At 73.6% G+C, this 16,582-nt stretch carries 20 protein-coding genes; 14 read left to right on the top strand and 6 right to left on the bottom strand.

Features of this window, described 5'->3' with window-relative positions:
• Positions 1-4: 4 nt before the first annotated feature.
• The 3 genes from ABD901_RS49610 to ABD901_RS49600 all read right to left on the bottom strand — a co-directional run bounded on the left by ABD901_RS49610 (position 5) and on the right by ABD901_RS49600 (position 3,021).
• Entirely contained in the window at positions 5-1,231 is a 1,227-nt protein-coding gene (locus ABD901_RS49610; protein ID WP_345140167.1) for an RNA polymerase sigma factor, read from the bottom strand.
• A gap of 83 nt (positions 1,232-1,314) precedes the next feature.
• Positions 1,315-1,650, bottom strand: coding sequence for a YciI family protein (locus ABD901_RS49605; protein WP_345140108.1), 336 nt, complete (start codon positions 1,648-1,650; stop codon positions 1,315-1,317).
• Between the two features lie 84 nt (positions 1,651-1,734).
• Complete coding sequence (locus ABD901_RS49600; protein ID WP_345140105.1) at positions 1,735-3,021, bottom strand: DUF2252 domain-containing protein; 1,287 nt, start codon at positions 3,019-3,021, stop codon at positions 1,735-1,737.
• An 89-nt stretch (positions 3,022-3,110) separates the two neighbouring features.
• On the opposite strand from ABD901_RS49600, the gene ABD901_RS49595 reads away from it, so the two are divergent.
• The 6 genes from ABD901_RS49595 to ABD901_RS49570 are packed head-to-tail and all read left to right on the top strand — an operon-like array spanning position 3,111 to position 7,299.
• On the top strand, positions 3,111-3,731 hold the full coding sequence (locus tag ABD901_RS49595; protein ID WP_345140098.1) for a DUF4178 domain-containing protein: 621 nt from the start codon (positions 3,111-3,113) through the stop codon (positions 3,729-3,731).
• Between the two features lies 1 nt (position 3,732).
• The gene (locus tag ABD901_RS49590) at positions 3,733-4,212 is read left to right on the top strand and encodes a DUF2617 family protein (protein ID WP_345140095.1); all 480 of its coding nucleotides are present in this window, start codon (positions 3,733-3,735) and stop codon (positions 4,210-4,212) included.
• Complete coding sequence (locus ABD901_RS49585) at positions 4,209-4,634, top strand: DUF4247 domain-containing protein (RefSeq protein WP_345140092.1); 426 nt, start codon at positions 4,209-4,211, stop codon at positions 4,632-4,634. Before ABD901_RS49590 ends, ABD901_RS49585 begins: the two co-directional genes overlap by 4 nt.
• 6 nt (positions 4,635-4,640) lie before the next feature.
• The gene (locus tag ABD901_RS49580) at positions 4,641-5,063 is read left to right on the top strand and encodes a DUF350 domain-containing protein (RefSeq protein ID WP_345140087.1); all 423 of its coding nucleotides are present in this window, start codon (positions 4,641-4,643) and stop codon (positions 5,061-5,063) included.
• Positions 5,063-5,779 carry a hypothetical protein gene (locus ABD901_RS49575; protein ID WP_345140084.1) on the top strand — a complete coding sequence of 239 codons (717 nt, stop codon included), beginning with the start codon at positions 5,063-5,065 and terminating at the stop codon, positions 5,777-5,779. Before ABD901_RS49580 ends, ABD901_RS49575 begins: the two co-directional genes overlap by 1 nt.
• Positions 5,776-7,299 carry a polyamine aminopropyltransferase gene (locus ABD901_RS49570; RefSeq protein ID WP_345140081.1) on the top strand — a complete coding sequence of 508 codons (1,524 nt, stop codon included), beginning with the start codon at positions 5,776-5,778 and terminating at the stop codon, positions 7,297-7,299. The genes ABD901_RS49575 and ABD901_RS49570 overlap by 4 nt, the downstream gene beginning before the upstream one ends.
• Here ABD901_RS49570 and ABD901_RS49565 read toward each other — a convergent pair.
• A complete protein-coding gene (locus ABD901_RS49565) occupies positions 7,262-8,365 on the bottom strand; it encodes a WD40 repeat domain-containing protein (protein ID WP_345140078.1) in 1,104 nt (367 codons plus the stop codon). The genes ABD901_RS49570 and ABD901_RS49565 overlap by 38 nt on opposite strands.
• Before the next feature lie 121 nt (positions 8,366-8,486).
• Between ABD901_RS49565 and ABD901_RS49560 the strand changes: the two genes are divergently transcribed.
• The 6 genes from ABD901_RS49560 (at position 8,487) to ABD901_RS49535 (ending at position 13,795) form a co-directional block, all read left to right on the top strand.
• Positions 8,487-9,644 (top strand): alpha/beta hydrolase family protein, encoded by a 1,158-nt coding sequence (locus ABD901_RS49560; protein ID WP_345140075.1) that lies wholly within the window; start codon positions 8,487-8,489, stop codon positions 9,642-9,644.
• 13 nt (positions 9,645-9,657) lie between these two features.
• Positions 9,658-10,788, top strand: coding sequence for a sensor histidine kinase (locus tag ABD901_RS49555; RefSeq protein ID WP_345140072.1), 1,131 nt, complete (start codon positions 9,658-9,660; stop codon positions 10,786-10,788).
• Entirely contained in the window at positions 10,785-11,390 is a 606-nt protein-coding gene (locus ABD901_RS49550) for a response regulator transcription factor (RefSeq protein ID WP_345140067.1), read from the top strand. The genes ABD901_RS49555 and ABD901_RS49550 overlap by 4 nt, the downstream gene beginning before the upstream one ends.
• A gap of 80 nt (positions 11,391-11,470) precedes the next feature.
• Positions 11,471-12,178, top strand: coding sequence for a DUF998 domain-containing protein (locus tag ABD901_RS49545; protein ID WP_345140061.1), 708 nt, complete (start codon positions 11,471-11,473; stop codon positions 12,176-12,178).
• Between the two features lie 5 nt (positions 12,179-12,183).
• The gene (locus ABD901_RS49540; protein ID WP_345140163.1) at positions 12,184-12,546 is read left to right on the top strand and encodes a YciI family protein; all 363 of its coding nucleotides are present in this window, start codon (positions 12,184-12,186) and stop codon (positions 12,544-12,546) included.
• Position 12,547: 1 nt separating this feature from the next.
• Positions 12,548-13,795 carry an RNA polymerase sigma factor gene (locus tag ABD901_RS49535; protein ID WP_345140057.1) on the top strand — a complete coding sequence of 416 codons (1,248 nt, stop codon included), beginning with the start codon at positions 12,548-12,550 and terminating at the stop codon, positions 13,793-13,795.
• Here the strand turns inward: ABD901_RS49535 and ABD901_RS49530 are convergent.
• Positions 13,751-14,314 (bottom strand): TetR/AcrR family transcriptional regulator, encoded by a 564-nt coding sequence (locus tag ABD901_RS49530; RefSeq protein ID WP_345140046.1) that lies wholly within the window; start codon positions 14,312-14,314, stop codon positions 13,751-13,753. The genes ABD901_RS49535 and ABD901_RS49530 overlap by 45 nt on opposite strands.
• A gap of 99 nt (positions 14,315-14,413) precedes the next feature.
• Here ABD901_RS49530 and ABD901_RS49525 point away from each other — a divergent pair, with 99 nt between their 5' ends.
• Together ABD901_RS49525 and ABD901_RS49520 are read left to right on the top strand one after the other, a co-directional pair.
• Positions 14,414-15,271, top strand: a complete 858-nt coding sequence (locus ABD901_RS49525) for an NAD(P)H-binding protein (RefSeq protein WP_345140041.1) — start codon at positions 14,414-14,416, stop codon at positions 15,269-15,271.
• 239 nt (positions 15,272-15,510) lie between these two features.
• A complete protein-coding gene (locus ABD901_RS49520; protein ID WP_345140037.1) occupies positions 15,511-16,218 on the top strand; it encodes a hypothetical protein in 708 nt (235 codons plus the stop codon).
• On the opposite strand, the gene ABD901_RS49515 is transcribed toward ABD901_RS49520, so the two are convergent.
• Positions 16,215-16,568, bottom strand: a complete 354-nt coding sequence (locus ABD901_RS49515) for a nuclear transport factor 2 family protein (protein WP_345140034.1) — start codon at positions 16,566-16,568, stop codon at positions 16,215-16,217. The genes ABD901_RS49520 and ABD901_RS49515 overlap by 4 nt on opposite strands.
• Positions 16,569-16,582: the final 14 nt, after the last annotated feature.

Below are 16,582 nucleotides of genomic sequence, written 5' to 3'. Positions count from 1 at the left end.
GGCGTTACTCGTGTTCGGCGGCGCGTTCCAGGAGGGCTTGGCGCTCGGCGTCGCCGTGCGCGAGATCGGCGGCGCGCCGGAACAGTTCCGCCGCCCGCGCATGGTCGCCCTCCCGGGCCGTCAGGTCGGCCTCGGCGGCGAGCGTGTGCGGATACTCCTCGAGCGCCCCGGAGGCCCGCGCGGCGGCGAGGAGTTCGAGCCCGGCCCGCGGCCCGTGCGCGTACCCGTGCGCGACGGCCCGGTTGAGCGCGATGACCGGCGTCGGCTGCACCCGGTACAGCAAGTCGTAACACAACGCGATCCGCACCCAGTCGGTGTCGGAGGCGCTCGCCGCCGTGGCGTGGCAGGCGGCGATCCGCGCCTGCAGCGTGTACGGCCCGTCGCCGCCGGAGGCTCGCGCATCGAGCGCCGCGAGAATGGCGACACCCTCCGCGATCGCCGCGTGATCCCACAGCGACCGATCCTGCTGCTCGAGCGTGAGCAGCCGCCCGTCGGCATCCCGCCGCGCCGCCCGCCGCGAGTGCTGGAAGAGAAACAGCGCAAGAAGTCCCGAAATTTCGGACAGATCCGTGGTGCCGGCGGTCGCGACCCTGGGCAGCAAGGCGCCCAGCAGGCGCGCCAGCCGGATCGCCTCGTCCGCGAACGCCGGCGACCCGTCCGCGTTGTACCCGTTCGTGAACAGCACGTAGAGCACGCCGAGCACGCCCGGCAGCCGCTCCGGCAGCGCGGCACCCTCCGGCACCCGGTACGGGATGCCGGCCTGCGCGATCTTCGTCTTGGCCCGCGTCAGCCGCCGTGTCATCGTCGCCTCGGACACCAGGAACGCCCGCGCGATGTCGCCGGTGCGCACCCCGCACACCGTGCGCAGCGTGAGCGCCACCCGCGCCTCGAGCGGCAGCGCCGGATGGCAGCACGTGAACACCAGCCGCAGCCGGTCGTCCGGAAGCTCGCCCCCTTCGACCGGCGCCGGCTCCCCGCGCTCGAGCACCGCGAGATCCCGCAGCTTGACCCGCTCGACGCTGGCCCGCCGCAGCACGTCGACGGCCCGGTTGCGCGCCGCCGTCATCAGCCACGCCGCCGGGTTGTCCGGCACCCCGCCGACCGGCCACCGCTGCAGCGCACTGGCCAGGGCCTCCTGCGCGCAGTCCTCGGCCAGGTCCCAGTCCCCGGTGATGCGGATGAGCGCGCCCACGATCCGCGGATAGGCATCCCGCGCCGCCGCGGCGACCACGGCGGCCACGCGCTGCGGCGACGGCCCGGGCGCCGGCGCGGTGGACTCCACCGCGGCGGCGCCGGAACGGGACGAACCGGCCGTCACTGCTCGAAGTCGGCGAAGGGCCGGATCTCGATGCGCCCGTTGCGGGACATCGGGTGGGTCCGCGCCACCATGATCGCCTCGTCCAGGTCGGCGCACTCGATGAGGTCGAACCCGACGATGACCTCCTTGGTCTCGGCGAACGGCCCGTCGGTGACGAGCAGCTCGCCGTTGCGCACCCGCACGGTGGTCGCCGCCGCCGGCGGGGCCAGCACCGCGCCGCGCACCCGGCGGCCGGCCGCGTCGTTCTCGGCCACCCAGACCTCGATGTCCGGCTCGTTCTCCTTGTCGGTGTCGGGCTCCGGGTCGCTGCAGACGAACATCATGTACTTCATCAGGGTTTCCCTCCATCGGAAGTCGGTTCAACCCTAGTGACGATCGGGTCCAGCCCGTCCGGACCAGCGCGCCGAAGAATTTTTCTACTGCAGCGGGAAGCGGCCGTTGCGGAACAGGTCGACGAAGATCTGGTGGTCGGCGCGGGCCCGGGCGCCGTACGCGTGCGCGAAGTCGACGAGCGACGCGGCGAACCCGGCCTCGTCGCGGTCCACGGCGGCCACGATCGCCTCCTCGGTGGAGAAGTCGACGAGGTCGTGCGCGGACTCGTCGTCGGCGACGGAGTGCATCCGCGCCGTCGCCCGGCCGAGGTGGCCCACGACGCCGGTCACGTCGGCGAGCTCGTTGACGTCGCTCCAGTCGAGGTCGGCGGCGTACGGGGAGACCTCCGCCACCATCTGCCCGATGCCGTGCAGCACGGTGTGGCCGGCCCACGCGTCGGCGTGCGCCTGCAGGGCGCGCTGCGACTCGCTGGTGCGGTGGCCCTGGTGCCGGAAGTACCCGCGCACCCGCGGGTCGGTGATCCAGCGCGACACCGCCGGGGTCTGTCCCTGCTTCATGTACAGGATGACGTCGTTCTCCAGGGCCTGCGTGTGGCCTTCGAGGAGCAGGTTGTGGGACGGCAGGCCGGCCGAGCCGATGCCGACGCCCTTGCGCAGCACGATGTCCTTGATGCGGTACTGCTCCGGGCGGGCCGAGTCCCAGGCGGGCAGCGTCGGCAGGTACTCGGCGAACGCGGCCGCCACCTCGGCGCGCACCTCCTCGCCGACCGCGTACACCCCGTCGGCCATCATGAACCGCCGGTCGTAGTCCTCGATGACCGTCTGCGTGTCCAGCAGCGCCACCCGGGTGTTGAGCCGGGCCCGCTGCAGCACGTCGTGCAGTACCCCTTCCGTGGTGTCGAGGGTCAGCGAGCCGATGGCGCCGCCGGAGGCGATCCCGCGCAGCTCCGCGACGTAGGACCGGGCGTAGGCGGCGACGAGGTCGCCGATGACGGTGTCGGAGAGCGCCTTCTCGTAGCCGATGAGCGCGACGCTGGCCGCGAAGCGCTTGAGGTCCCAGGTGAACGGCCCGACGTACGCCTCGTCGAAGTCGTTGACGTTGAACACGAGCACGCCGGCGGCGTTCATGTAGGTACCGAAGTTCTCGGCGTGCAGGTCGCCGTGGATCCACACGGCCGAGGTGCGCTCGTCGAGGAACTCGTCCGCCGTGCCCTGCACGTCGGCGTAGAACAGGCAGGCGCTGCCGCGGTAGAACGCGAACGGTGAGGCGGCCATCTTGCGGAACTTGCGGCGGAACGCGGCGGGGTCCAGGGCCATCAGCTCCCCGAACTCGGTCACGAACACGTTCGTCAGCACTTCGGCACGATCCATCACCCGACGATAAACACCCCGTGCAGCATGGCCTTGCTACATTGTGCGATCAGTCCTGCCCCCCACCCCCGCAAGGACGGACCCCCCGCGTGAACGGCCCCGTGATCGTCATCATCGCGCTGCTCGTCCTCGTGGCGGTGCTGCTCGTCATCCTGCTGCGCCGCCGGCGGCCGGCACCCGCGCCCGCGCCTGCCGGGCCGCAGGACCCGTTCCGCGACGCCGGCGAGGACGCGCTGCGCGGCGACCCGCGCACCCTCAAGGCCGGCGACCTCGTCGAGATCCGCGGCACCACGTATACGGTGCGCGGCACCCTGACCTACCGCGAGCAGTCGTGGAGCTGGGCCGAGCACATGCTCGACGACTCGAGCGGCGGCCCGAAGGTGTGGCTCAGCGTCGAGGAGGACCCCGACCTGGAGCTGTCGCTGTGGCGGGAGGTGCCGGGCGCGACCGTGCTCCCCGGGCCGCAGAGCGTCGACTTCGACGGCCGTCGCTACGCCAAGGACGACTCCGGCAAGGCGAAGTTCGTCTCCACGGGCACGACCGGCCTGTCGGCGACGGGCACCGCGAAGTACGTCGACTACGAGGCCAAGGACGGCGCCCTGCTGTCCTTCGAGTCCTACGCCGGGCCCGGCGAGGACGACAAGTGGGAGGTCGGCCGCGGCGAGACCCTGACGCGGGCCGAGGTGCGCGTCTGGTCGCAGGGCGGCTGAGGTGCTCGTCGACCTCGACGCCCCGTACCACGACACGAACGCCCGCGACCTGCGCTTCGCCCTCGGAGCGCCGCTGCTGCCGGCGCTGCGCGAGCTCGCCGTCGACGTCGGCGGCGTGCGCGTGCAGCTGCGGCTGCTCGGCGCCTCACACCAGGTGCGCTGCGGGAGCGTCACCGAGACGGTGGCCTACCTGCCGGCGCTGTCTGCCGCGGTACCGGATGCATATGCGCTGCCCGGGTATCGCTTCCGGGCCGAGGTGCGCCGGCTCGGCCCCGAGGCGTTCGCGGCCGAGTGCGCGGACCTGCGCCGCCGCGCCGAGGCCGAGCCGCACGCCCTCGCCGGGGCGTTCCCCGGCGCCCGCGACGCCCTGACGGTCCTCGCCGCGCGGCCCGCCGCCGGCGGCGCCGCCTGGTGGACCGCGCACGCCTACCCCCAGACCGGCGAGCTGGTCCTGACCGAGACGACGGTGACGTTGGCATGAAACGCATCTGGTACCTCATCGCCGGCTGCCTGGGCGCCGTCGGCCTCATCATCGGCGGCATCACCGCCTTCTCCGGCAGCTCGCCCCGCTCGTACGTGGCCGGGCACTACCAGCGGGCGGCCGCGCGCGACCTCGGCGGCGACGCGAAGGCCTACACCAGCACCAAGCCGCCGACCCGGGTCGCCGACGAGATCTCGCGCGCCTGGTCGCCGGCCGGCCGCTTCGTCGACGGCTCCGGCGTCTACCTGCGGTACTCCAACGACTCCATCGTGCTCAAGCCCAACGGCGCCGGCACCCTGATCCTGGTCGAGGCGCTGCGGACCGCCTACCACCGCTACTCGGGCGTGGTCGGCGGCACCGGCTGGACCGGCAGGGGCGACGGCATCAGCGGCCGCGGCGGCGGCCCCGGCAGCGGAAAGTAGCCAACTGTGATCGAACTCGTCACCGACCTCGGCGTCACGCTCGGCTACGCGGGGATCGGCCTCGTGCTCATGGGCATCGGCGCCGTCCTCGTCGACGTCGCCACGCCCGGCTCGCTGCGCCACCTCATCTGGGCCGAGCGCAACGCCAACGCGGCCGTCCTGCTCGTCTCCAACCTCGTCGCCGTCGGCGTCATCGTCGTCACCGCGATCTCGGCCAGCGACGGGCACTTCGCGCAGGGCATCGCGTCGACCACCGGCTACGGCGTCATCGGGCTGCTGGCGATGACCGTCGCGTTCGTCGTCGTCGACATGATGACCCCGGGCAAGCTCGGCGAGCTGCTCGTGCACCCCGAGCCGCACCCGGCGGTGTGGGTCAGCGCCGCCGTGCACCTCGCCATCGGCGCCATCGTCTCCGCGGCCATCCTCTGATGGACGCCGGCGCGCGCAAGAAGCTCATCGACGGCGTGTGGGTCGCCATCGTCGCCGTCGTCATGCTGAGCGTGTTCGCGTACTGCTCGACGCGCGACGGCGCCGGCGACGACACGGTCGCCGTGCCCGCCGCCGACGCGCAGAGCGTCGCCGCCGACCTCGCCCGCGCCTCCGCCGTGCACGGCGTCTGCTACGGCTGGCAGCTGCTGAACGGCACCACCCCGGTCAGCGCCGGCTCCAACCTCGGCGTCGACGTGCGGGTGAACTCCAGCGCCGACCGTTGCCCGAAGTGGGTCGAGATCCGCGGCACGTACCACTGGTATCCGGACAGCAGCGAGTCGGAGGACTACGCGCAGTACACCATCACCGTCAGCGCCGGCCTCGCCGCCGGCATCGACCCGGCGGGCCTGGAGCGGCTCGGCGCCGGCCCGAACCGCCTGCTCGACGACCCGTCCGCGACGATACTCGACGCCGCCGAGGCGCTCCCACTGCTCGCGATGGAGGCCGGCATCGCCAGGGGCGACGTGCCCGAGGCGACCGCGTCCGGCTCGCCGGCGCCGGTCGAGCAGGGCGGCAGCGACTTCCTGCGCGACCGCTGGGTCCTGCTGGTCATCACCGGCTCGTTCCTGCTGGCCGCGATCGGCACGGCGGTGCTCACGTGGGTCTTCACGCGCACGAAGAAGCCGAAGCCCGAGGCCGGGACGGAAGACGAGTGACCCGGTTCCGGCGGACCGCCGTCCTGGCGGCGGTCTTCGTCTGCGCGGCGTGCGGGCTGGTGTACGAGCTGGCGCTGGTCGCCCTCGGCAGCTACCTCATCGGCGACGCCGCCGCGCAGGCCTCGATCGTCCTCGGCGTCATGGTCTTCGCGATGGGCATCGGCGCCCTGGCCGCCAAGCCGTTGCAGCGCCACGCCCTCGCCGCGTTCGCGTGGATCGAGCTGGCCCTCGCGCTCTTCGGCGGCCTGTCGGTCCTGGCGCTGTACGCCGCCTTCGCCTACCTCGACCTCTACGCGCCCGCCCTGGTCGCGATGGCCCTGCTGCTCGGCGCGCTCATCGGCGCCGAGATCCCGCTGCTGATGGTGCTGCTGCAGCGCATCCGCAGCCAGGACGCCGGCAGCGCCGTTGCCGACCTGTTCGCCGCGGACTACGTCGGCGCGCTGCTGGGCGGCCTCGCGTTCCCGTTCCTGCTACTGCCCGTCTTCGGCCAGCTGCGCGGCGCCCTCGTCGTCGGCGCCCTCAACGCCGTCGTCGGCCTCGCGGTCGTGTTCGTCGTGTTCCGCCGCGACCTGGCGGGCCGCCGCGGTGTCGCCCTGGTCGCCGGCGCGCTCGCCGTCCTCGCGGTGCTCGGCACGTCCTACTACTACTCGACCCGCTTCGAGGTCACCGCCCGCCAGCAGCTGTACGCCGACCCGATCGTGCACGCCGAGCGCAGCCGCTACCAGGAGATCGTGCTCACCCAGTCCCTCGACGGCTCCGACGTGCGCCTGTTCCTCAACGGCGACCTGCAGTTCTCGTCGCTGGACGAGTACCGCTACCACGAGGCCCTCGTCCACCCGCTGCTCGCCGGCGCCCGCGGCCGGGTGCTCATCCTCGGCGGCGGCGACGGCCTGGCCCTGCGCGAGGTCCTGTCCTACCCCGACGTCGCCGAGGTCACCGAGGTCGAGCTGGACCCGGCCGTCATCCGGCTGGCCCGCACCGACCCGAGAGTGCACGCGCTCAACCGCGACGCGTTCGCCGACCCCCGGGTACACCTGCTGACGCTGGACGCATTCGCGTGGCTGCGCGACGAGTCCGCCCGCTACGACGCCATCGTCGTGGACATGCCGGACCCGGACGAGACCGCCACCGCGAAGCTGTACTCGGTCGAGTTCTACGCCATGGTCCGCAAGGCGCTGGCACCCGGCGGCCGGGTCGTCGTGCAGTCCGGCTCGCCGTACTTCGCACCGCGCGAGTACTGGTGCGTCGGCGCCACGCTGGCCGCTGCCGGCCTGACGGCGGTGCCGTACCACGTCGACGTGCCGTCCTTCGGCGACTGGGGCTTCTTCCTCGCCTCCGCCGAGGGCGCCGCACCCGCGTTGCGCCTCGACCCGCCGGCGCCGCTGCGCTTCCTCGACGCCGACGTCCTGCGCGCCGCCGCGGTGTTCCCGGCCGACCGCCGCGCCCTGGACGTGCCGCCGTCGACGCTGATGGACCCGAAGATCATGGAGTACGCGCGGCAGGAGTGGAAGGGCTACTGACCCGGCTCGTCGTGCGTCTCGGCCGCGGCACGAACGGCAGCGCGAGCAGCCCCAGCAGCACGTAGCACCAGGTGGGCGCGGCGAGGGGGTTCGGCCAGGCGTCCGCGCCGCCGAACGCGCCGTGCTCCACGAGGTCCAGCGGCACGTCGGGCCCGCCGGCCTCGGCGTCCATCGTCACCAGCGTCCGCTCGCCGCCCGGCCCGACCTGCACGAGCGTGTTCTCGCGCGCGCCCCACCGGGCCAGCACCAGCCCGTCGCCGCGGAAGCCGAGGACCCGGTCCGCCGGCGCGTAGGAGGCGACCTCGGCCCCGGTCGCCGCGTCGAGGACCACCGCCCGCCCGTGCCCCGGCTCCGGGCAGTTGCGCTGCGCCGCGACGCACCGGTCCGCGGTCGTGGCGACGTACCGGCCGTCCGGGCTGAACACGATCGCGTCCGCCATCAGGTACCGCGCCGCGGGCACGCTCCAGACCACGGTTTCCGTCGCGTCGACCAGGAGCAGCCGGCGGTCGTTCTCGTGGTACACCGGAACGACGACCTTCGACCCGTCCGGCGACACGGCGAGGGCGTCGTTGAGCACCCCCGCGTCCGCGTAGATGGTCCGTGTCTGCCGGGAGGCGACGTCGACGAGGTTGACGGTGCCGTTGTTCCCGAGCGCCACGACCGTGCGCCCGTCCCGCGACCAGCCCATCAGCATGCCGCCGGGCAGGTGCCGGATCTCGCCGGTGGTGAGGTCCAGGATGCGGTCGAAGCCGTCGAGCAGCAGCCGCCCGTCCGGCGACACGGCCCCGCGCACGTGCCCGAGCACCTGTTCCCGGATGCGGTACTTCCCGTTGCGCCCGACCACGACCGTGGTCGCCTCGAAGTACCGCGTCTGGTCGGTCTCGAACACCAGCGCGGCCGGCCCCGGCGGGCGCGCCTCGACCGTCGCCGCCCACGGCCACGGCAGGTGCACCCGCCGCGGCACCGCCGCACCGCCCCCGCCCCACCACAGCGGCGTCGTCGCCAGCGCCGCGACGACGACAACCACGGCAACCAGCGCGGTCGCGCGCCTGGCCCGTCCCGGCATCCCAGCTCCCCCCTGCGACCGCGACCGATGACAAACGTCATCGCCCACGCGTGCGCCGCGCACCCGAACCGGTGCGCGGCGACACTGCAGGCGATCCGTCGCGCCCCGAAGACTCGTCGCTATGAGACGACGGATCCTCCTCGCCGCGTTGCCTGCCGCCGCGGTTTCCCTGACGGCGGCCCCGGCCCTGGCCGCCGCGCCGCCGCTGACCCGCCTGACGCTGCCGGCCCCGACCGGCCCCGAGCAGATCGGCACCGTGTCGCTGCACCTGGTCGACGCGACCCGCCCCGACCCGTGGGTCCCGGCGCAGCGCGCCCGCGAGCTGATGGTCCAGATCTGGTACCCCGCCTGCGACGCCCGCCACTACCCCCGCGCCACGTGGGTGAGCCCCGCCCTCGCCGCGGCCCTCGCACCGCCCGGCTCCGACTACACGCTCCCGGTCACGCACGCCCACCTGGGCGCACCCGCGGCACCCGGCCGCCGGCCCGTCGTCCTCTACTCGCCGGGCCTCGGCCTCGAGCGCACCGCGTCGACGGCGGTCGTCGAGGAGCTCGTCAGCCACGGGTACGTCGTCGTCACCATCGACCACACCCACGACTCCTCCCTGGTGGAGTTCCCCGGCGGCCGCACCGAGCCGAGGTCCATCCCTGAGCCGACCGACCCCGCGAACGCCGATGCGGTCATCGCCGAGGCCCTGCGCACCAGGGTCGCCGACACCCGCTTCGTCCTGGACCGCCTGCTGTTCCTCGTACACGGCCGCAACCCGGACGCCGACGGTGCCCGCCTCCCGCACGCCCTGAGCGAGGTGTTCGATCTGTCCCGCACCGGCATGCTCGGCCACTCACTCGGCGGCGCCGCGGCCGCCGAGGCGATGTACGAGGACCGCCGCATCCGCGCCGGCGCCAACCTGGACGGCACCGAGTCCGGCGCGGTGCTGGACGCCGGCCTGGACCGCCCGTTCCTCCTCTTCGGCGCCGGCACCGGCGACGACGACTCGTGGGCGCGCCTGTGGTCGAACCTGCGCGGCCCCCGCCTCCACCTGCAGCTGCTGAACGCGGGTCACCTGTCCTTCACCGACTACCAGGTCCTCTTCCCGCAGGCCGGTGTCCCCGCCGACCAGCTGGTCCCGAACTTCGGCACCGTCGACCCGGCCCGCAGCGTCACCGCCCAGCGCGCCTACCTGCTCGCCTTCTTCGACCGCTACCTGCGCGGCCGCCAGTCCCGCCTGCTGACCGGCCCTTCGCCGCGTTACCCGGAGATCCGGTTCGTCGCCGCCTAGTACCGTGTCCCGGATGACGAAGGCCGAACGCTTCGAGCGGTACGTCCGGCTGTCGTTCTACATCAACATCGTCCTCTCGCCGGCGATGACCTTCGGCCTGGTCCGCGTCGACGTCGGCGACGCCGACGCGGCCCTGGTCGCCGCCCTGAACCTGACCCAGACGGCCGCCTGCCTGCTGCTGGCCCGGGCCGGCGTGGGCCACTACCTGGGCGAGCGCCCGCAGCCGCGCCGCCTGATCGCCGTGGCCACGGCGGTCACCGTCGCCGGCCCGGCGGCCGCGGCCCTGGCGAGCGCCACCGCGGCGCTGAGGACCGGCATCACGATGGTCCTGTCGATGTCGTACATCGCCGCCCTGTCGACCGCGACCCGCCCGAGAACGAGCGTCACCGCCGCGTCGGCGTACTGCGCGGCCGTGCTCCTGCTGGGCGGGGGTTTCCCGGCGGCCTTGACGTTGGCGGTACTGCTGGGAGCGGTCCTGCTCGGCTATCGCGTGACGCTCTGGATGCTCCGCGTCGTCCGCGAACTGGACCGCTCCCGCCACGTGGAGGCGGCTCTGGCGGTGGCCGAGGAGCGCCTGCGCTTCTCCCGCGACCTGCACGACGTGGTCGGCCGCACGCTGTCGGTGGTCGCCCTGAAGTCCGAACTGGCCGCCCAGCTGGCCAAGCGCGGCCGCGGCGAGGCGGTCGAGGAGATGCTCGAGGTGCGGCGGGTGGCCCAGGACGCCCTGGCCGACCTGCGTGCGGTGGTCGGTGGCTACCGCGCCGCCGACCTGTCCGACGAGCTCTGCGGCGCGCGGGCCTTGCTGGCCTCGGCCGGCGTCACGTGCACCGTGACGGGCGACCCGGCCACGCTCCCGGCGGACGTCCAGGGCACGCTCGGGTGGGCGGTCCGTGAGGCCACGACGAACATGCTCCGCCACAGCGAGGCCGCGACGTGCACCATCGCGCTGACCTCGACCCCGGCGGCGGTGACGCTGACCATGACCAACGACGGCGTCCGCAACACCGCGACGCCCCTGCGCTTCGGCGGTGGCCTGGTCGGCCTCTCGGAGCGCGTGGCCGCCCTGTCCGGCACGCTGCGTGCCGCGCATGTCCCCCCGGACGCGTTCCGTGTCGTGGTCGACCTTCCGGCGGTGACACCGTGATCCGCATCCTCCTGGCCGACGACGAACACCTGATCCGCGGCGCCCTGGCGGCCCTGCTCTCGCTGGAGGACGACCTCGAGGTGGTGGCACAGGCGGCGACGGCCGCCGAGGCCCTGTCCCTGGCCCGCGCACTGCGCCCGGACGTGGCGGTCCTGGACCTGCAGCTCCCGGACCGGGACGGCGTGTCGGTGGCGGCGACCATACACGAGGAGCTCCCGGCCTGCCGGACGATGATCGTCACCAGCCACGGCCTGCCCGGCCACCTGAAACGCGCTCTGACCGGCGGCGTGCGCGGCTTCCTGTCGAAGACCGTCTCCGCCGAGACACTGGCATCGGTCGTCCGCACCGTCCACCAGGGCGGCCGCTACGTCGACCCGCAGCTGGCGGCGGAGGCCATCAGCGCCGGCGACAGCCCGCTGACGCCGCGCGAGGCCGACGTCCTGCGCCTGGCCGCGGACGGCGCCCCGGTCGAGGAGATCGCCCGCCGCGCGGCCCTGTCTCCCGGCACGGTCCGCAACTACCTGTCGTCGGCCATCTCCAAACTGTCGTGCACGACCCGCCACGAGGCCGCCCGCCTCGCCCGTTCAAGGGGCTGGATCTAAAAATTCTCGGCGGATGTGTCGAGACGGCGGCCCCGGCTCCGAGGTACCGGCAACGGTCCAACCGAGGAGAGGACGACAGGATGACGCAGGCGAGTGCCCGGCCGGTCGCGGTGGCGCCGGCCGAGGTTCGTGCGGGACCGGGGGTGACCCGGGCGCTCCTGGCCGGCGGGGTCGTCGCCGGCCCGCTGTTCGTGACGGTGGTGTTCGCACAGGCGGCGCTGCGGGACGGGTTCGACTTCAAATGGCACCCGTTGAGCCTGCTCAGCCTCGGCGGGCCCGGCTGGATCCAGATCGCGAACTTCATCGTCACCGGTGCGCTCTACGCCGGGTGCGCGGTGGGGATCCGGCGGGCACTGCGCGGCGGCCGCGGCGGCACCTGGGGGCCCCGGCTGATCGGGGTGTTCGGTGCGTGCCTGATCTGGGCGGGGGTCTTCCCGCCGGACCCGTACGAAGGGTTTCCGCCGGGGACGCCGGACGGGCCGGGGCACATGACCTGGCACGGGCTCCTGCACAGTGTTGCGCCGCCGCTGGCCTTCCTGGCCCTGTCGGTGGCCTGCCTGGTGTTCGCCCGGCGGTTCGGCAAGCTCCGGGAGTGGAGCTGGATGGCGGGGAGCCTGGCCGTGTGGCTGGTGCTGGCGTCGCCGGACCTGTTGTTCGGCCGCGCCTGGTTCGCGCTGGCGCTGGCGCTGGCGGCCGCGGTGGGCTGGGGGTGGGCCTCGCTGCTCGCGGCCCGGCTCATGGCCGAACTGCGAGGATGGCAACCGACGGAAGGGGTGGAGCGCACGTGAAGTACATGCTGCTGGCGTACACGGGGCAGACCGACTGGGCGCAGGTCGACGTCACGAGCGCCGAGTTTCAGGCGATGTGCCAGTTCTACGCGGACCTCGGCCGGGAGCTCACCGAGTCCGGCGAGCTGGTGCTGACCGAAGGGCTGGCCGACCCGTCGCTGACCCGGACGCTGCGCCGGCGGGACGGCGGGGTGGCGGCCAGCGATGGGCCGTACGCGGAGGCCAAGGAGGTCCTGGTGAGCTTCGCGATCGTGGACTGCGCCAGTCACGAGCGGGTCATGGCGATCGCCGCGCGGGTGGTGGACGCCGTCGGCGACACCGTCGAGGTGCGCCCGATCATGGGCGGGCCGCCCGGGGCGGACGCGTAGCGTGCCGCAGCCGGACCGGCGCGTCGAGGACCTGCTGCGCGAGCTGGCGCCGCAGGTCCTCGGCGCCCTCGTCCGGCGGTACGGGCACTTCGACGTCGCCGAGGACGCGGTGCAGGAGGCGCTGCTGGCCGCCGCGTTGCAGTGGCCGGACGGCGGGGTGCCCGAGGGGCCCCGGTCGTGGCTGATCCGGGTCGCGTCCCGGCGCATGATCGACCAGCTGCGCAGCGACCAGGCCCGCCGGAGCAGGGAGGCCGACGCCGCCGTCCGCACGCCCGCCGACGCGTCGCCGTCCGCGGACACGGACGAGGACGACTCGCTCGCGCTGCTGTTCCTGTGCTGCCATCCGGCGCTCGGCGCGCCGGCGCAGGCCGCGCTGACCCTGCGCGCGGTCGGCGGCCTCACCACCGCCGAGATCGCGCGGGCCTTCCTGGTGCCCGAGCCGACCATGGCGCAGCGCATCAGCCGGGCCAAGCAGCGGATCAAGGCGTCCGGGATCCCGTTCCGGCCACCGCCCGAACCGCAGCGGGCCGGCCGGCTCGAGGTGGTGCTCCAGGTGCTGTACCTCATCTTCAACGAGAGTCACCTGAGCGCGCACCGGGTCGAGCTCTCGGCCGAGGCGATCCGGCTGGCTCGCCTGCTACGGAGGCTGCTGCCCGAGGACGGGGAGGTCGCCGGGCTGCTGGCCCTCATGCTCCTCACCGACGCGCGCCGCCCGGCGCGCACCGGCCCCGGCGGCGCGATGATCCCGATGGCCGAACAGGACCGCGGCCGGTGGGACCGGGCCGCCATCGACGAAGGCATCGCGACCGTCACCGCCGCGATGGCGCGCCGGCGGCCCGGCCCGTACCAGATCCAGGCGGCGATCGCCGCGGTGCACGCCGAGGCCGGGCGGGCCGAGGACACCGACTGGCCGCAGATCCTCGCCCTGTACGTCCTGCTGGAGCGGATGACCGACAACCCGGTCGTGACCCTCAACCGCGCGGTGGCCGCCGCCATGGTGCACGGCCCCGCCGCCGGGCTGGCGCTGCTGCGGCGGCTCGACGCCGACGAGCGGCTCGCCCGCCATCACCGGCTCGACGCGGTGCGGGCGCACCTGCTGGAGATGGCCGGCGAGCGCGAGCGGGCCATGACGCACTACCGGGCGGCCGCGCGGCGCACGACGAGCATCGCCGAGCAGCGGTACCTCACCGCCCGGGCCAACCGGCTACTGACCCGGGCGGTGGGCGAGGCCGTCGGCGACGAGGCGTAGGCCACGGCCCCGCGACTCGGGTGGCAGGCGCTGCTCCATCACGAGCGCGCCCGCGATCACGGCGTGCAGTTCGGTCGTGGTCAGGTCGGGGCGCACCGCGCCCGCGGCCTGGGCGCGCTGGAGCAGGGTCGCGATCGACGACTCCAGGTCGCGGCCCGCGGCGTGGATCGGGTCCGTCAGGTGGGACGTGTCGGTCAACGCCGCCGACAGGGCCAGGTTCTGTGCGGCCTCGGTGGCCAGGACGTGGAAGAAGTCGAAGAAGGCGGCGCCCGGGTCGGTGGACTCGGACAGCTGCGCCGCGCGTGCGGCGAGGTCCTGCAGTCGGTCCGCGATCACGGCCGCGAACAGGGCGTCCTTCGTGGGGAAGTGGCGGTGGACCGTGCCGGGGCCCACGCCGGCCCGGCGGGCCACGTCGTCCAGGCTCACCGCTGGGCCGGCCTCGGCGAAGGCCTCGCGAGCCGCGGACAGGACGCGCTCGCGGTTGCGCACGGCGTCGGCGCGCGGGCGGCGTTCGGGCATGCGGCAATCAACCCCTTGAAAGCGGGGCGATCGCCCCGCTACAGTCGACGCATAGAAGCGGGGCTCGCGCCCCGGTTGGGTGAAGGGACAAGGCTGCGCATGATTATCGTGACCGGGGGCAACGGGCCGTTCGGGCGGGCCGTCATCAACAAATTGGGGACAGGCCGCGAGGTTGCGGCCAGCCTGCGCGACGCCGGCAAGGCGCAGGCGCTGCGTGAGCAGGGCGTTGCGGTGCGGCAGGGGGACTTCGGGCGGCCCGGGACGCTGACGGACGCGTTCGTGAACGGGGACGTCATCCTCATCAACGCCACGTACTACGGAACCGCGCCCGACGTGCGGCGGCAGCACATGCGGGATGCGCTCGAGGCCGCCGTCGCCGCGGGCGCGAAACGCATCGTCGTCACCAGCTGGCAGGACGCCGAACGCAGCACCATCCCGTCGACTGCCGACTTCCCCGAGACCGAGCGCGCCGTCCGGGAGCTGCCGGTGGCGTGGACCATCGTCCGGGTCGGGTACGGGCTCGCCGCCGCCCTGGCCCGGGACGTGATCGCCGGGCGGCGCGACGGGGTACTCACTGCGCCCGCCGGAGACGCCCGGCTCGCGGTGGGAGCCACCGAGGACCAGGGTGAGGCGGTCGCGCGCATCCTCGCCGGCGAGGACGGCGTGCACGACCACAGGACGTACGACCTCACCGGGCCGGACACCATCGGCTGGGAGGAGCTGGCCGCGATGGGCGGCGTCGAGTACCGGCCGGAGACCGACGCCGACTACCGGGCGCGATCGGTCGCCAACGGGTTCCCGCCTCACGTGGCCGATCAGCTGCTCGCGCTGTACGGCTCGATCCGCAGCGGCTGGGCCGGCACGCCGACCGGGGACCTCGCGGCACTGCTCGGAAGGACCTCGATAACCGCGAGCGAAGCGGTACGCCAGGCCGTAGCCGGGTGGAACTGGTCCTAACCCCGGGTGAAGCGGCGGGCCCGGCCGGGCGAGGCAACCAGTCGAGGGTGAGCGGAGTGAGAGGCGCCGGGTCAGGGCGATGAATCCGAGCCGAACAGCCGGGTGGATCGGCCGTTCCGGGGCAGGCGGGACGCCGTATCGGCGGCTAGGCTAACGATCTTGTGTCGATGCATTGCGTGACGTGTGGTGCTCCCGGACACGACACCCGTGGCGCCATCCTCTGCGTCCATCACGGCGGCGTGCCCTCCGCCGCGTTCGTCGCCGCGCTCGTCGGCGGCCAGCCGCCGAGCCCTCTACCGAACCAGCCGCCGAATCCGTGGCTGACACCGACGAAGGCACCCGACGAGGTCCTGGACCGCCTCGACGAGCTCGACGCCATCGACGAGCTCGAGGAGAAGCCGCCGGCGGCGCTGCGGGTGTACACCTGGCTGTTCGTCGTCGTCACCACGCTGCACGCCGTGCTGCTCGTGGTCGACGTGCTCGTGCTGCGCCGCGAGGACGCGGTGCTGCGCGCGTACGAGGTGGAACCCTCGACCCTCGACCGGCCCGCGACCCAGGCCGTGTTCGCGCTCGTCGACCGCGTCGGCGAGGCCGTCACCGTCGCGCTGTGGGTGACGCTGCTGATGTTCGCCGTCTGGTTCGGCGTCGTCGGGCGGGTCACCGACCGGCTCGGGCACGACCGGCGCACGGTGCTGCGGCACTGGACGTACCTAGGCTGGCGCCTCGCCCTGATCCCGCTCGTGGTCTACCTCTTCGCCGAGGCGGCCCGCGACGAGGGCCGCCCGGCCGACCGTTCGGCGTTCGTCGCCGAGGCCCTGTCCGTCAACCACACGGCGATCATGTTCGCGTCGCTGCGGATCGTGATGCTGGGGCTGCTCTGTGCCTTCGTCGTGGTCGTCTGGCGGCGGCTGAACCCGAGAGAGCCCGTGCTGCCGCCCCCGTACTAGGAGTGTTTCATCCACCATTCCGTGAACTCGCGGCACTGGCCGACGCCGTCCAGGCGGATGAGCCACAGGTTGCTGTACACGACCGTGGGATACACCGTCGTGCCCTGCACGATGGACAGCTCCGGGCTCACCGTCACCGGAAACCAGGTGAACGTCGCCTCACCCGGCTCGTCCTTGCGGGCCAGCCACTCGGCCACGATCGTGTCGCGGCCCCGCCACGGCTCGCGAAACGGCGCCGTGTAGTAGGCGGCGTCCGCCGCGAACAACGCCCCGATATCGGCCGGGTCGTTGGTGTTCCACGCGCGCACGTAACCCTCGACCCAGCCGGTCAGGGCCTCCAGATCCGTCATGGGCTATTCCTACA

The sequence above is a fragment of the Dactylosporangium darangshiense genome, assembly GCF_039537565.1.
GTDB classification, from domain to species: Bacteria; Actinomycetota; Actinomycetes; order Mycobacteriales; family Micromonosporaceae; genus Dactylosporangium; species Dactylosporangium darangshiense.
This window is presented reverse-complemented; position numbering and strand designations above follow the sequence as displayed.